At 55.5% G+C, this 15289-nt stretch carries 14 protein-coding genes; 7 read left to right on the top strand and 7 right to left on the bottom strand.

Annotated elements, in window-relative coordinates; genetic code table 11:
- Positions 1–43: 43 nt before the first annotated feature.
- Positions 44–982: a dihydroorotate dehydrogenase gene (locus tag DFR30_RS00365; protein WP_132970785.1), complete on the bottom strand. Its 939-nt coding sequence runs from the start codon at positions 980–982 to the stop codon at positions 44–46.
- Between the two features lie 49 nt (positions 983–1031).
- On the opposite strand from DFR30_RS00365, the gene trmL reads away from it, so the two are divergent.
- The gene (trmL, locus tag DFR30_RS00360) at positions 1032–1496 is read left to right on the top strand and encodes a tRNA (uridine(34)/cytosine(34)/5-carboxymethylaminomethyluridine(34)-2'-O)-methyltransferase TrmL (RefSeq protein WP_132970784.1); all 465 of its coding nucleotides are present in this window, start codon (positions 1032–1034) and stop codon (positions 1494–1496) included.
- Between the two features lie 59 nt (positions 1497–1555).
- On the opposite strand, the gene DFR30_RS00355 is transcribed toward trmL, so the two are convergent.
- From DFR30_RS00355 to DFR30_RS00330, 6 genes are all read right to left on the bottom strand, one after another.
- Entirely contained in the window at positions 1556–4777 is a 3222-nt protein-coding gene (locus DFR30_RS00355; RefSeq protein WP_132970783.1) for an efflux RND transporter permease subunit, read from the bottom strand.
- Positions 4770–5837 (bottom strand): efflux RND transporter periplasmic adaptor subunit, encoded by a 1068-nt coding sequence (locus DFR30_RS00350; RefSeq protein ID WP_165869045.1) that lies wholly within the window; start codon positions 5835–5837, stop codon positions 4770–4772. The genes DFR30_RS00355 and DFR30_RS00350 overlap by 8 nt, the downstream gene beginning before the upstream one ends.
- 117 nt (positions 5838–5954) lie before the next feature.
- Complete coding sequence (locus DFR30_RS00345; RefSeq protein ID WP_132970781.1) at positions 5955–6968, bottom strand: NAD(P)H-dependent glycerol-3-phosphate dehydrogenase; 1014 nt, start codon at positions 6966–6968, stop codon at positions 5955–5957.
- A 22-nt stretch (positions 6969–6990) separates the two neighbouring features.
- Positions 6991–7473 carry a protein-export chaperone SecB gene (secB, locus tag DFR30_RS00340; protein ID WP_132970780.1) on the bottom strand — a complete coding sequence of 161 codons (483 nt, stop codon included), beginning with the start codon at positions 7471–7473 and terminating at the stop codon, positions 6991–6993.
- A 53-nt stretch (positions 7474–7526) separates the two neighbouring features.
- Complete coding sequence (locus tag DFR30_RS00335) at positions 7527–7958, bottom strand: rhodanese-like domain-containing protein (protein WP_207891768.1); 432 nt, start codon at positions 7956–7958, stop codon at positions 7527–7529.
- 39 nt (positions 7959–7997) lie between these two features.
- Positions 7998–8324 (bottom strand): ArsR/SmtB family transcription factor, encoded by a 327-nt coding sequence (locus DFR30_RS00330; RefSeq protein WP_132970779.1) that lies wholly within the window; start codon positions 8322–8324, stop codon positions 7998–8000.
- 215 nt (positions 8325–8539) lie between these two features.
- Between DFR30_RS00330 and gpmI the strand changes: the two genes are divergently transcribed.
- The 6 genes from gpmI to DFR30_RS00300 all read left to right on the top strand — a co-directional run bounded on the left by gpmI (position 8540) and on the right by DFR30_RS00300 (position 15116).
- Positions 8540–10129: a 2,3-bisphosphoglycerate-independent phosphoglycerate mutase gene (gene gpmI / locus DFR30_RS00325; RefSeq protein WP_132970778.1), complete on the top strand. Its 1590-nt coding sequence runs from the start codon at positions 8540–8542 to the stop codon at positions 10127–10129.
- A 32-nt stretch (positions 10130–10161) separates the two neighbouring features.
- Positions 10162–11334 carry a murein hydrolase activator EnvC family protein gene (locus tag DFR30_RS00320; protein ID WP_132970777.1) on the top strand — a complete coding sequence of 391 codons (1173 nt, stop codon included), beginning with the start codon at positions 10162–10164 and terminating at the stop codon, positions 11332–11334.
- Between the two features lie 128 nt (positions 11335–11462).
- Positions 11463–12782, top strand: a complete 1320-nt coding sequence (locus DFR30_RS00315; protein WP_132970776.1) for a S41 family peptidase — start codon at positions 11463–11465, stop codon at positions 12780–12782.
- Positions 12779–13606: a divergent polysaccharide deacetylase family protein gene (locus DFR30_RS00310; protein ID WP_132970775.1), complete on the top strand. Its 828-nt coding sequence runs from the start codon at positions 12779–12781 to the stop codon at positions 13604–13606. The genes DFR30_RS00315 and DFR30_RS00310 overlap by 4 nt, the downstream gene beginning before the upstream one ends.
- Positions 13546–14091 carry a DJ-1 family glyoxalase III gene (locus DFR30_RS00305; protein WP_132970774.1) on the top strand — a complete coding sequence of 182 codons (546 nt, stop codon included), beginning with the start codon at positions 13546–13548 and terminating at the stop codon, positions 14089–14091. Before DFR30_RS00310 ends, DFR30_RS00305 begins: the two co-directional genes overlap by 61 nt.
- A gap of 23 nt (positions 14092–14114) precedes the next feature.
- Entirely contained in the window at positions 14115–15116 is a 1002-nt protein-coding gene (locus tag DFR30_RS00300) for a TIGR00341 family protein (protein WP_132970773.1), read from the top strand.
- Positions 15117–15289: the final 173 nt, after the last annotated feature.

Here is a 15289-nt window from a genome sequence, read left to right as displayed (position 1 = left end):
TTTGCCGGTTACAAGACGCGGCACCGGGGCGGATCAGGTGCGGTTAGTTGAGTTGAAGACTGCCGGTCAGTGAGGCAAGGCCCGGTAGCTGATGTCGCTGCAGATAGTCAGAAATACCGCTATTGAGAGTCTTGCATACCAGCGGATCATAGAACAGGGCTGTCCCGACGCCGACAGTTGTGGCGCCGGCAATGAGAAACTCTATGGCATCCTCGACAGTTGTAATACCACCCTGGCCAATAATAGGAATATGGTGTGCTTTACACACTTGGTAAACTTGCTGAACCTTGAGAAGAGCCACGGGTTTGATGGCCGGCCCGGACAGGCCGCCCTGGTTATTACCGATCACCGGCTGACGGGTTTCGATGTCGATGGCCATGCCCATCAGCGTGTTGATGACCGCAAAAGCATCACTGCCAGCCTCGATGCAGCGGCGGGCATTGCCGGCGATATCGGTCTGGTTGGGTGACAGTTTGGTGATCAGGGGTTTGTTGGTAGCCTTGCGACAGGTCTCCACCACTCTCGCGGACATATCCGGGTCATTCCCAAAGGCGACACCGCCCTCCTTCACGTTCGGGCAGGAAATATTGATTTCGATGGCATCGATCGGGGAGTCATCAAAGCGTCGCGTGACCTCATGATATTCCTCAACAGTAGAACCGGACACATTGGCAATAAAACGCGTTTCTTCAAAATCCAGCTGTGGCAGGATGCTGTTTACCACATGGTCTACGCCGGGATTTTGCAGGCCAATGGCATTGAGCATGCCTGCCGGTGTCTCATAGACACGGTGTGGCATGTTGCCCGGGCGTGGGTCGAGTGTGGTGCCCTTCAGGCAGACAGCACCAACATCACGATTGGAAAATCCCCGTACCCGTGTATATTCCTCGCCAAACCCCACGCAGCCGGACAACAGCACAAGCGGTGAGTGGAGTGTCAGGCCGCAGAAATCGACGGCAAGCGGATTGTCAGTCTGGTTCATGGAGCTGTATTTGACCTTAAGTGCAGGCGAAAGAAAAGCGGATTAACCAATGTTTCATATCGTACTCTATCAGCCGGAGATACCACCCAACACCGGCAACGTAATGCGCCTGTGCGCGAATACCGGTTGCAGCTTGCACCTGATCCGGCCGCTCGGCTTTGAGCTGGATGATCGTAAACTGCGCCGGGCGGGCCTGGATTATCGTGAATGGGCCAGTGTACAGGTGCACGATACGCTGCAAGGATTTATCACGGACATACAGCCGAAAAACCTGTACGCCGTTTCAACACGTGGTACCCGGCGCTATTGTGACATCAATTATCAACCCGGCGACGCGTTGCTGTTCGGTCCGGAAACCCGTGGGCTGCCAGTCGGTCTGCTCGAATCACAGCAGGTCAGCACAGTGATACGTCTGCCGATGGTGGCCCGGAGCCGTAGTTTGAATTTGTCCAATACGGTTGCTGTACTGGTCTATGAAGCATGGCGGCAGCAGGCGTTTTCAGGCGCTGACTGAGCGTTGCTCCCTGCCACGCCAGATGGGCAAAGCCGTAACGGCAGGAGGCGCTTGAATCGTTATTGTGATGCTTTCAGCCGGCCCAGCCGTTTGCGCATCAGTGCGTAGTACATCACCGGGATCACGACCAGCGTAAGAACAGTGGAAACCAGCAAGCCGAATATCAACGCGATAGCCAGGCCACGAAAGATCGGGTCATCGAGTATGAAAAGCGCACCAAGAACAGCTGCCAGTCCGGTGAGGATAATGGGTTTTGCCCGAATGGCGCCGGCACGAATTACGGCTTCCTCGAAAGCGATTCCTCTGGCGACTTCGTCATTGATGAAATCCACCAGCAGGATGGAGTTGCGCACAATAATACCTGCCAGTGCAATCATGCCAATCATTGAGGTAGCGGTGAACTGGGCGCCCAGCAGCGCGTGCCCCGGCATAACGCCGATGATAGTGAGCGGGATCGGTGCCATGATAACCAGTGGCGTCAGGTAGGAACGGAACTGTGCAACGACCAACAAATAAATCAGTATCAGCCCCACCGAATAGGCAATGCCCATATCCCGGAAAGTTTCGTAGGTGATCTGCCACTCCCCGTCCCATTTCAGGCTGTACCTGTAGGGGTTGTCTGGCTGCTTGATCAGGTGTTGCTGAACAGGTTCACCGTTGGTGGTGAGTGTCTCACCGATGTTCCGGTGCAGTGCTGCCATACCATACAACGGACTGTCCAGTTTGCCGGCCATGTCAGCAGTAACAAAAACCAGCGGCAGGTGATCCTTGCGGTAGATGGATCGTTCAATGGACGATGATTCCAGCGTAACCAGTTCCGACAAGGCGACCAGTGTATTATCCCGGCCGCGCACCTTGATGCCGAGCACCTGCTCGATATCTGTTTTTTCAGCCACGGGAAGTTCCAGCCGAATGGCAACCGGGTAGCGGGCATCGGGGTCGTGCAGGTAGCTGATATTTTCTCCGTCCAGCGCGGTCGCCAGTGCGCGAACAACGGTTGCCTGATCTACACCAAGTTGTGCAGCACGGGTGCGGTCAATGCTTACAATCCAGCGCGGTGCAGGCTGCTCAATGCTGTCATCGACATCGACAATATCCGCGGTATTTGTAAAAACCTGGCGAATTTGCCGGGCGACTTTGATCTGGCCATCGTAATCCGGACCATAGATTTCAGCCACCAGTGGTGACAGAACCGGTGGTCCGGGCGGTACCTCGACAATTTTAATGACAGCATCGAAGCGTTTGCCGATGGCTTGTAATGGATCACGCACACTGCGGGCGATATCATGACTCTTGCGCTGGCGATGTGACTTGTCCACCAGGTTGACCTGGATATCACCGACCGATGCACCTTCCCGGAGATAGTACTGGCGCACCAGTCCGTTGAAATTAATCGGGGCAGCCGTGCCGGCATAGATCTGGTAGTTGTCGACTTCCGGCACGCCGGCCAGGTAGCCAGCCAGTTCGGTCAGTACGCGGTTGGTCTGTTCCAGTGACGTGCCTTCGGGCATGTCGACAACAACCTGGAACTCGGACTTGTTATCGAACGGCAGCATTTTCAGAACCACCAGTTTTACACCGGCAAGTCCGACCGAGAACAGGATCAGTATCAGCATGGCCGCAAGCATGAGGAGGCGTGCGCGGCGTCCCTTGTCACCGGACAGGAACGGTGTCAGAAAACGCCGGAAGGCTGCCAGCAAGCGTGAATCTCCCTGTTCTTCAGCATCGTGCGCTGGTGACTTGCGCAGCATTTTCAACGACATCCATGGTGTGACAACCAGTGCCACTGCCAGTGAAATCAGCATGCCCATACTGGCATTGATGGGTATCGGGCTCATATATGGCCCCATCAGCCCGGTAACAAATGCCATCGGTAACAGGGCGGCAATGACGGTAAAGGTGGCCAGGATAGTTGGCCCGCCTACCTCGTCCACGGCAACAGGAATGGCCTGTACCAGGTTCAGCTTGCCCATTTGCATGTGGCGGTGGATATTTTCGACCACCACAACCGCGTCATCCACCAGGATCCCGATGGAGAAGATCAGCGCAAACAGTGACACGCGGTTAAGCGTGAAGCCCCACGCCCAGGAGGCGAACAAGGTGATGGCCAGTGTAATAATGACTGCGCTGCCGACAATAATGGCTTCGCGCCAGCCGAGGCTGAAAATAACCAGAAGAACGACCGATGCGGTAGCGAAAATGAGTTTTTTGATCAGTGTCTGCGCCTTCTGGTCGGCGGTGACGCCATAGTTGCGCGTGATGGTAACGTTCACACCTTGCGGGATGAAGATGCCTTTCAGTTCATCCAGCCGTGCAACAACCTGGTCTGCTATTTTTACTGCGTTGGTTCCCGGTTGTTTGGCAATCGCCAGTGTTACTGCAGGATGTACACCTGGCATCGAAGCATCACCCGCCGCGGCGCCGGAGCCGAACCAGACATACTGCGTGGGTTGTTCAGGCCCTTGCTGTACTTCGGCAACATCACGCAGGTAAACCGGTTTTCCCGCATGCATACCGACGACCAGGCCGGCAATGGTTTGTGCGTCGCCCAGCAATTGGCCTGCCTTGACCTGTATCTCACGATTGTGATTGACCAGCGTACCAACATCAGCGGACTGGTTCGCTTGCTGCAGGGCGTTGCGCAATGCTTCCAGTGTGAGTCCGTAACCGGCAAGTCTCTGTGGGTCGAAGTGGATATCCACGATCGGTGCCGGCCCACCTACCGTATATATATTCCGGGTGCCGGGCACACGCTTGAGTTCTGTTTCCAGCGTATGCGCAATGTGTCTGAGATCAGCACCCGCACGTGTGGGGTCCTCTGTCCACAATGTCAGCGTAACGATGGGTACATCATCGATGCCCTTGGGTTTGACCAGTGGCTGGCCAACACCCAGATCGGCTGGAAGCCAGTCCTGGTTTGAATACAGGGCATTGTAGAGCCGGACAATGGCTTCGGTACGCGGTTCCCCCACCAGAAATTCAACGCTGAGGATAGACAGTCCCGGGCGTGATACGGAATAAATGTGTTTGACGCCTTCGATTTCGGCCAATACCTGTTCGGCGGAACTCGTTACCAGTTTTTCCACTTCACGCGCGGAAGCACCGGGGAACGGGATGAAGACGTTGGCAAAAGTGACATTGATCTGTGGTTCTTCTTCGCGCGGTGTCACTGCAATCGCAAACAGCCCGAGTAGCACACCCAGCAATGCCAGTAGCGGTGTGATTTCGGTTTGCAGAAAGCGCCGGGCGATAGCACCCGAGAAGCCGGGTTGTTCACTCATGGGAGACAGTGTTTACCTGCTGTTTGAGCGCAATGCCGGCGGCCACCGGATCCAGTGCAACCGCCTCGCCCTCTTCCAGTCCGGCCAGCACAACGCGCATATTGCCGGCCGCGGGACGCCCGATCCGCAATTGGCGAAAATAGATACGTCCCGAATCCGCAACTACGTAAACACCGGTTACCTCGCTGCGATGTATGATGGCACTGTCGGGGATCAGCAGCGCCTGCTGTCGCCCGACCAGGAAAGCGACCTTGGCCAGCACACCCGGGTACATACCATGCTGGCCTTCCGGTAACTGTACTCGCGCTGTAAAGGTATGGCTGTGCGGGTCTGCGAAAGGGAACAGGGTGATGTCGGTACTTTCCAGCCACTCCTGGCCACCGGGTTTTTGTACACGCGCCTGCAGATTTTCACGTATATGGCCGGCGTAGTGCGCCGGAATGGCGACCTGGACGCGCAGCTTTTCCAGCGACAAGCCCGTTGCCAGCGGTGTGCCGGTTCGGGCATGCTCGCCTATTTCAACCAGCCTTTCGATCATGACGCCGGCAAACGGAGCACGTACCCTGGTGTATTCCCATTGCTCACGTGCCTGGTCCAGTTTTGCCTGTGCCAGTTCCAGTCCGGCTCGGGCAGACTTGAGCGCTGTTTCTGCCTTGTCCAGCGTAGCCTTGCCCAGCACCTTCTTTTTGAACAGCTGCTGTTTGCGCCGGTAGTCGGATTCGGCATCGGCAAGCTGTGCCCGCGCCCGTGCTTCACTGGCGATGGCCTGGTCCAGCTGGGCTTTCTGGCGTTTGTCATCAAGGCGCACGATGAGCGCACCCTTCGGAACATAATCGTTCACATCGAATGGAAGTTCGATAATCTCACCCGCTGTCTGGGCGGAGATTGTAGATTGATACACGGCTTCGACCAGGCCATCGAAGCGTTGTTCGTCTGGCATCAACTGGTAGCCAGCCTGCGTGGTTTTGAGTGTAGCCGGCGCTGCAATTGACGGCAGTGATGCCAGCTGCAAGACAAGGCCAGTGATGGCGGCATTAAGCGTGAGCGAGAAAAACGACATGACTGACACCTTGCACCTCATTGAGTATCGACCACAGGCCTATTATCTGCCCTGCTCTATAAATCGCAACGGAATGCTACCTTGAAGATTATCTCACGGCTGAAGTGATGTGCCACCTTAAAGTAATTCGGCCTTTGCTTCCCGGTTCAGCAGGGCCTGAACAGCGGATGCCGGTGGCGCACCGTCATACAGTACGGCTTTCACCTGTGCGGTTATCGGCATATCGACCTGGTGCCGTGTAGCCAGTGCATCAAGTTCTTTAGCCGTTTCCAGGCCTTCTATTGCCTGCCCGATAGCATCGATTGCGGCCGCCAGGGTTTGACCCTGCCCCAGCGCCAGCCCCAGCCTGCGGTTACGGGACAGATTATCGGTACAGGTCAGCACCAGGTCACCTACCCCCGCCAGTCCCATGAAGGTTTCACGCTGTCCGCCCAGTTTGGCACCAAGGCGCATGATTTCAGCCAGTCCCCGGGTAATCAGCGCAGCCCGCGCATTGGCGCCGTAACCAAGACCGTCGGATATACCGGCTGCGATAGCCAGTACATTTTTGACAGATCCGCCCAGCTCGACACCAAGCAGATCTGTACTGGTATAGGCCCGGAAGGTCGGACAGTGAAATAATTCAGCCACCGCGTCGGCGTAGGCCGGATCCGGTGAGGCAACGGTGACTGCTGTGGGCAGGCCGCGTGCGACTTCAAGCGCAAAGCTGGGTCCGGACAGGGCGGCGTAGGCAGGGTGGCCGGGCATCTCTTCTTCGACCACCTGGTGCAGAAATTTTCCGCTGCCGGGTTCAAGGCCTTTGCTGGCCCAGATCAGTTTACCCGGTGTTTGCTGCAATGCGGAAATGTTCTTAAGGGCGTCCCGGAACCCGCCACTTGGCACAACGACCAGAACGAAGTCGGATTCGGATAAAGCACTGCCCAGCTCTGCAACGGGTGAAATGCCATCTGGTAAGGGTATACCGGGCAGATACCGTTCATTAGAGCGGGACTTTTCAAGTGCCGCAATATGAGACGCATCACGATCCCACAATCGAACAGCAACACCATTGCGCGCCAGCAGCATGGCCAGTGCCGTGCCCCAGGAACCGGCGCCGAGTACGGTTATAGCGGCATGGGACAAGTTCGGCATACCTGGTGTGCTGTAGTAATAGCTAGTGGGAGTGTTTGTCGTCGACCTGTGCGCTGATTTGGTCGATGTTTTGCGCGTACAGGACGTCAAAATTTATTGGGGCAAGCAACAATTGTGGAAAACCACCCTTGATGACCAGGTCTGATATAGCTTCGCGTGCAAACGGAAACAGCGTGTTAGGGCAGTAGGCACCTAGCATGTGGCCTTTCTGTGTTTCGTCAAAACTTTTCAACGTAAATATACCCGCTTGCTGGATCTCTGCTAGAAAAGCGGTTCTGTCGCCAAGCTTTGCAGTGACCGTGACTCTTAGTACGACTTCGAAGAGATCTGTATCAACCGTGGATACCTCGGTGTTGAGTTGAAGGTTGATGTCGGGTTTCCAGTCTTCAGTGAATACCTGTGGTGCATTTGGAATTTCGAAGGATGCGTCCTTGAGATAAGTGCGCAGAATGGAGAACTCGGGCGCATCTTCTGACGAGGTGTTTGGATGGTTTTCTTCTGTCATGTGGGTGCTTCCAGTTGTTCTGTTTTAAGCCGTCAGTGCCAAGTGTTCTCGCGCTATTTCTTGTTTACCGGCAAATTGGCGCTTTGCCAGGCGGAAATACCGCCGTCCAGATTGTACACGTTTTCAAAGCCGTGTTTTGCCAGGATGCTCCCGGCTGCTGTCGAGCGGTTACCGGAACGACAGCAGGCAATGACGGGATTACCGCGGTATTTTTCCAGTTCCTTCACACGTTCCGGCAGTTGTTTCAGGGGAATATGAATTGCGTCCGGGATATGTCCCTTACGGTATTCAGCCTCGTCGCGAATATCCAGGAAAACGGCATCTTCCCGGTTGTTAAGCTGAATTGCCTCGATGGGGCCAACTGATTTCATGCCGCTGAAACGGCGGCCAGCCTCGAGGAATATCAGCAATCCGAGAGCGCCGAGAAAAGCCAGGATCAGGACCGGGTGATTCCCGGAGAATTCAAGAATACGTGCAAAATCCACCGTCGCAGCCTCAGGTAATCGTCAGAAATTTGTCGAATATCAGGTGGAGGTGTTAATGTTGCAGAACACTTCGCGCATCATGCCGATCAGGCGCAGGGTGCGTGAATCGCCCACCCGGTAATAGACACGGTTGGCGTCCTTGCGCGAGGTCAGGATACCCTTGTCGCGGAGTATGGCCAGATGCTGGGAAATGTTGCTCTGCGAGGTGCCGACGTGTTCGACAATGTCCTGCACGCTGACTTCCTGGTCGCCCAGGGTGCAGAGAATTTTTAGTCGCAGCGGGTGTGACATGGCCTTGAGGGAGCGTGACGCGCGGTCAATGTCCTCGTCACGGGTAATAAGGGTTTCGCTGGTCGTTGTCGCCATATCCGGATTTACCTGCCCTGTATTTTTAAAGTGGAAACAGATGTCCCGGAAAGCGGTTCTGCCCCTGCCCTTTATAATCAAAACATTATACAATAATAAACCTGATTAGAAAGCCGTAATTTAGTGGGTGGTGTTTTTCCGCATGGCGGCTTTCTGAATTTATCGTTAGAATGGGTCTAGTCACTGTTTCAGACCCCTGCGCAGACTCTGAGGTCATGTCAAAAACTCCCAAGACGGCCGTACTGATTATTCTCGATGGATGGGGATACAGCGAAGATACGGACTACAATGCCATATATTCCGCAAACACACCGGTCTGGGACCGGATGTGGTCCGAGTACCCGCACAGCTTTATTCGTACTTCAGGGGCGTCGGTCGGTCTGCCCGGCGAGCAAATGGGCAACTCCGAGGTCGGGCACCTGAATCTGGGGGCGGGTCGTGTTGTCTACCAGGAGTTCACGCGTGTCAGCCGTTCGATCAAAACCGGCTCTTTTTTCAACAATGCAACCTTGACTGATGCTGCGGATGTTGCCATCGAGAGTGGTAAGGCTTTGCATGTACTGGGGTTACTGTCACCCGGTGGCGTACATAGCCACGAAGAGCATATTCACGCCATGGTCAAGCTGGCTGTCGATCGCGGTGTCAAGAAAGTCTACCTGCACGCCTTTCTCGACGGGCGCGATACACCGCCACGTAGTGCGGCAGCATCAATCCAGGCCATGGAGGATCGCTTCCGTGAATACGGCGGCGGCCGTTTTGCCTCGATTATCGGTAGATACTACGCCATGGACCGCGATCACCGCTGGCCGCGTATTCAGTCTGCCTATGACCTGATTACGCAGGGCAAGGCAGATTTTGAGGCGGAGGATGCGATTACCGGTCTCGAAATGGCCTATGCGCGTGGCGAAAGCGATGAGTTCGTCAAGGCTACACGGATTGTGCCAAAGGGCGAGCAACCGGTTCATGTCGAGGACGGCGACGTCATGGTGTTCATGAATTACCGGTCCGATCGCGCCCGTCAGATTACGCGCCCGTTTATTGAAAGCGACTTCGATGGATTCGAGCGTGAGGTCGTTCCGAAACTGGCCCGTTTTGTCAGCCTGACTGAATACAATTCCAAATTCGATGTCCCGGTGGCCTTCCCTGCCGAGCGGTTGAAAAATGTGTTTGGTGAATTTGCCTCGCACCACGGCCTGCGCCAGTTACGCCTCGCCGAAACGGAAAAATATGCCCACGTGACATTCTTTTTTAATGGTGGCGTGGAAGAACCCTTCGAGGGTGAGGAGCGCATACTGGTACCCTCCCCGCTGGTTGATACTTATGACCTGCAACCCGAGATGAACGCACCGAAGCTGACAGACCACTTGATCGAGGCCATAGAGGGCGGGAATTATGACGCCATCATCTGCAACTATGCGAACCCGGACATGGTCGGCCATACCGGCAACATGGAGGCGGCCGTCAAAGCGATCGAGGCCATCGATGAATGCCTGGGCAGAGTTTTGCCGGCACTGCAGGCAGCCGGTGGCGAAGCGCTGATTACAGCAGATCATGGAAACGCCGAGCAGATGCGCGACAAGGAAACCGGCCAGGCGCATACCGCGCATACCTCCAATGTGGTTCCGTTGGTCTACGTGGGTCGCCCGGCCCGGTTAAATGACGGTGCATTGTCCGACATTGTGCCGAGTCTCATCGATATAATGGGGCTGCAGCCGCCAGCGGAAATGACAGGCCGTTCACTGATTGAATGGCAGCCAGCCGATGAAACCGGTCAGACCGTCACCGGCATGGAGACAGGGGCCTGAGCCGGTATGGTCGCATATGTGGCCACAAACTGATGTTGTGCCGGTGTGCCTGGCTGGTTTTAAGCATCGTTCTGGCAGGTCTGCCCGTACCCCTCAGTGCAACAGAAGACGCCGCTGCGCGGACGCGTGAACTCGGTGAACTACGCACCCGTATTCATCATTTGCAAAACCGGCTTGAAGTCAGGCGCAAGCAGAAAACCCGCGAAGAAAAAGCACTGCGCGATATTGATCGTGAAATCAATGTTTCCCGGAAAGCGCTCGGGCATACGGAGAAGCGGTTGAATGCGGTAATCAAGCAGCTGGCTGAGTTACAGCGACAGCGGCAGGAGGAAACCCGCCAGCTTGGGGCGCAAAGAGACCAGCTGGCATATGAAGCCCGTAGCGCCTATGTCATGGGCCGACAGAAACAGGTCAAGTTGCTGTTGAACCAGGAGCAGCCGGATGCTGTCGGACGCGTGTTGACTTATTTTGGCTACTTTACCCGGGCACGTGCAGAAAAAATCGATGCCATGAATGCCTCGATAAAGCGGCTGCAGGTGCTACAGGGTGATATCGAGAAGAAGTCACGGGTATTGTCCGAACTAAAAGGCACCCAGCGCGCGCGTATCACTCAGCTGGCAGAGCAAAAGCAGTTGCGGAAGAAGGCGGTTGCTGAACTCAGACAGCAACTGGCAAAACAGGGCGGTGCATTAAAACAACTCCAGGTGGATGAGCGACGTTTGCAGGAGTTGGTGCACTCACTGCAGGAATTACTCGCGGATATCCCCGCCGATACGGCACACAACAAGCCTTTCAAGGCATTGAAGGGTGCGCTGAACTGGCCCGCCCGTGGCCAACTCAGCGTCCGCTTCGGTACGCCGCGTGGGGATAGCGGGCTGGCATGGCAGGGTGTGCTGATTACAGCGCCAGAAGGCGGCAAGGTACATGCCGTTGCCCAGGGTCGGGTGGCGTTTTCCGACTGGATGCGGGGCTTCGGCCTGTTGCTGATTATCGATCACGGCGATGGCTATATGAGCTTATACGGTCATAATCAGGCGCTCTATAAGGAAGTCGGGGAATGGGTCGATAGTGGGGAGACGGTTGCAACATTGGGCGCCAGTGGCGGTCAGACCCGTTCCGGGTTGTATTTCGAGGTGCGTCACAAGGGGCGTCCTGTCAATCCACGCAAATGGTGCCGAGGGAAACCATCAGGTGCGGCAAGTTAGTGGCGCAGGTTTGGCCAAATCTTGTCCGGCTATGGTATGGTCGGCACTGTATTTAAAGCCAACCCCTTGGCAGGCTTTTATTAATTCTAATTTCGAGGCGACAGTGATTTCGCCAGGTCAGGTTTTTAATGAGTGTGAAACGGCAAAATATTTTTTTAGTGCTGATTGGATTAACCATCGGTGTTTCCCTGTCAATCGGGCAAGGCGTATTTGCTGAACGCGAAGCGCCGGCCACAGTACGTGGCCTGCCGGTCGATGAGCTGCGGACCTTTACCGATGTCTTCGGCCGCATCAAGAACGACTATGTGGAGGATGTCGAAGACAGCGAGTTGCTGGAGAATGCCATTCGCGGCATGCTTTCCGGTCTCGACCCGCACTCCTCCTACCTGGATCGTGAGCAGTTCAAGGAATTGCAGGTTGGCACCACCGGTGAGTTCGGCGGGCTGGGTATCGAAGTCGGAATGGAAGACGGTTTCGTCAAGGTCATCGCACCCATCGACGATACGCCGGCGCAACGGGCCGGCGTCAAGGCCGGAGATCTGATAATTCGTCTCGATGACACGCCGGTAAAAGGCCTGACACTGAACGATGCTGTGAAAATCATGCGTGGCAAGCCGGGTTCTGTGCTCAAGCTGACCATCGTACGCGAGGGTGTCGAGAAGCCCCTGAAGATAGAGATCAAGCGCGACGTCATCAAGGTCAAGAGTGTCAAGAAGCGCATGCTGGAAGACGGTTTTGGCTATGTGCGCATATCACAATTCCAGTCCAAGACAGCGGACAATATGGTGACAGCTATCGAAGCGCTGAAGAAGCAGGCTGGCGGCTCACTGAGAGGTATGGTGCTGGATCTGCGCAATAACCCGGGTGGTGTTCTGAATGGTGCGGTGGCCGTTTCTGATGCTTTCCTCAAGAAAGGTTTGATTGTCTACACAGAGGGTCGGGTCAATGATTCACGGCTGCGCTTCAATGCAACCCCGGACGATATACTCGATAGCTCTCCGCTGATCGTACTGGTTAATCAGGGTTCGGCGTCTGCCTCGGAAATTGTGTCCGGTGCGCTTCAGGACCACAGCCGCGCCATCATTGTCGGCACGCAGACTTTCGGCAAGGGTTCCGTGCAGACGATATTACCCCTGAGTAATGGCACGGCCGTGAAGCTGACCACTGCGCGTTACTTTACACCGTCCGGACGTTCCATCCAGGCGGAAGGCATCAAGCCCGATATCGAGCTGGAGCAAGTTAACATTTCCGCAGTCGAACGAACTTTTGACCCGATCAAGGAAGCGGATCTGTCCGGGCATCTGGCTAACGGCAATGGCAAGAAGGACGGTGCCGGCGATTCGAAAGAAGCGAAAAAGAAGGAATCCCTGGCACAAACAGACTACCAGCTCTACGAGGCGCTGAATTTGCTACGCGGTCTCGCCATACAACGGGAACACATGCAATGACAAAAACAACCGGCCTCTGGCCGGTTCTTTTTTTGTGGGGTTTTTTTGCACAACAGGTGCACGCACAGCCACCCGTTACGTCGCAAGCAGTTATTGGCATCATTATTGATGATATGGGCAAGCGACTGGAAACCGGTCGCCGGGTACTCGCCCTGCCCGGTCCGGTAGCCTGTGCTTTTCTGCCGCACGCAAGCCACACCCGTGAACTTGCCAACCAGGCAAATGATCATGGACGTGAAGTGCTACTGCACCTCCCGATGGACAGTGTCGATGGTCGTCCACTGGATGCCGGTGCTGTTACCCTGCAAATGACCAAAAGCGAATTTGTCGGGACAGTGCTCGAGAACCTTCAGCGTGTGCCGCATGTTATTGGCGTCAATAATCACATGGGCAGCCTGTTGACCCGCCATCCCGGTCACATGCGCTGGTTGATGGAGACCCTTCAGCATCAGGGGACATTGTTTTTTGTCGACAGCAGGACCACCAGGGCCACAGTGGCCCTGCAGGTTGCGGAGGAAACCGGTGTACCCGGTATTCGACGCAATGTGTTCCTGGACAACAGTCATGATAAAAAGGACATAGCCTTTCAGTTCGACAGGCTGGTAGCATTGGCGCGTGAACAGGGCACCGCGCTGGCAATCGGACACCCTTACCCGCAGACGCTGGCGGTGCTGGAGCAACGACTTCCACAGCTGGCGAAGATGGGTATTCGTCTGGTGCCGGTGCGGAAACTGATTGAACAGCAACAGGAGGGTGAAAAGACATGGCAAGCGTACTGGTCCCCCTCGCGCAGGGATGCGAAGAACTCGAAGCCGTCACTGTAATTGACCTGATGCGCCGCGCCGGCATTGATGTGGTGACGGCCGGGCTCGACGATCAGCCAGTCAAGGCATCGCGTGGAACTGTTCTGGTTCCCGATACCACGCTTGATGAAGCGCTGACACATAATTACGACATGCTGGTGCTGCCAGGAGGGTTGCCCGGCGCCGACCATCTCGACAGAGATCCACGTATTCATGCGTTACTAAAGGAGATGGCGTCCGCCGGCCGCTATACGGCGGCTATTTGTGCTGCACCCAAAGTGCTTGCGCATAGCGGGCTACTCGAAGGCCGACAGGTGACCAGCTTTCCCGGTGTGCTTGATGACGTCAGCGGGGTTGATTATCGCACGGACGCTGTGGTCGAGGATGGAACGGTTATCACTTCTCGCGGGCCTGGTACTGCCATGGATTTTGCGCTGGCACTGATTGAACGCCTGGTCGGGAAGGCAAAGCGTGACGAGGTGGAAGTAGCCCTGCAGCGACCATAGCGCGGCCACCCAACAAAGAAACCATGAAACTTATTGAAGTCGTTGCCGATGCCGGTCATCTTGATACGCTGGTCAGTCTGGCTGAACAATACGGAGCACTGGATTGCTGGTACAGCCAGACCGTTGAGGACCAGCGCCGTAGCGTGAAAATGCTGGTGGCGGATGATTCACGCCAGACTGTGCTGGATGCATTGCAGAGTTTGCTGGGAACGGCGGAGAATGCCCACATCATTGTGCAGCCGGTCGAGGCAGTCCTGCCCCGCCCTGCTCCGAAAACAGATGATACCCCGGACAACGGTAATGCCTCGGCGAAATCCGGTAGTGGTCTGACGCGCGAGGAGTTGTACAGCGAGATCGAAAAAGGCGCACGGCTGAACGCCAATTTCCTGATCCTGGTATTTCTTTCAACCGTGGTAGCGGCGATTGGCCTGCTGGAAGATAACGTCGCTGTTATCGTCGGTGCGATGGTAATTGCTCCCCTGCTCGGCCCGAACATTGCGCTGGCATTTGCCGCTACGCTGGGTGACCGGGACCTCCTGCAGGAATCCCTCAAGACCAACCTGGCCGGTGTGGCGCTGGCGCTGGTGTTGTCTTTTCTGATTGGCTGGTTCTGGCCGGTCGAGGTACCGGGACCGGAGATTCTTTCGCGTACTACGGTCGGTTTTGACGGCATCGTACTGGCACTGGCTTCAGGCGCTGCGGCTGTTCTTTCACTGACCAGCGGAGTTGCCAGTGCATTGGTAGGTGTGATGGTCGCGGTTGCATTACTGCCGCCGACCGCCGCACTGGGAATGATGCTGGCGTCCGGGCAGTCTGACATGGCGACAGGCGCCGCTTTACTGCTTGCGGCCAATATCGTTTGCGTTAACTTGTCTGCCAATCTGGTTTTCCTGGCCAAGGGAGTAAGGCCGCGTACCTGGCTGGAGAAGCGCAAGGCTCGCCAGTCTGCCGTATGGATTGTGTTGTTCTGGGTCATTGCACTGGTTGTTCTGATGGCGGCTGTGGATTTACTGCACCCTGTGTGAGGTTCAGTATTAGTGACTAAAGGGAGGCGTTTTATTAATGCCGCCTTTTGGGTGTCGAAGATATTTACACATAATAAAAAATGTAACGAACCCGTTAGAGGGATCTAACTTACTGATAGATATGGTATATAAGGGCCTTCTGTTAAGCCGCTGTTGTCGGTAATAATTACATT

Source organism: Thiogranum longum (assembly GCF_004339085.1).
GTDB lineage: Bacteria > Pseudomonadota > Gammaproteobacteria > DSM-19610 > DSM-19610 > Thiogranum > Thiogranum longum.
This window is presented reverse-complemented; position numbering and strand designations above follow the sequence as displayed.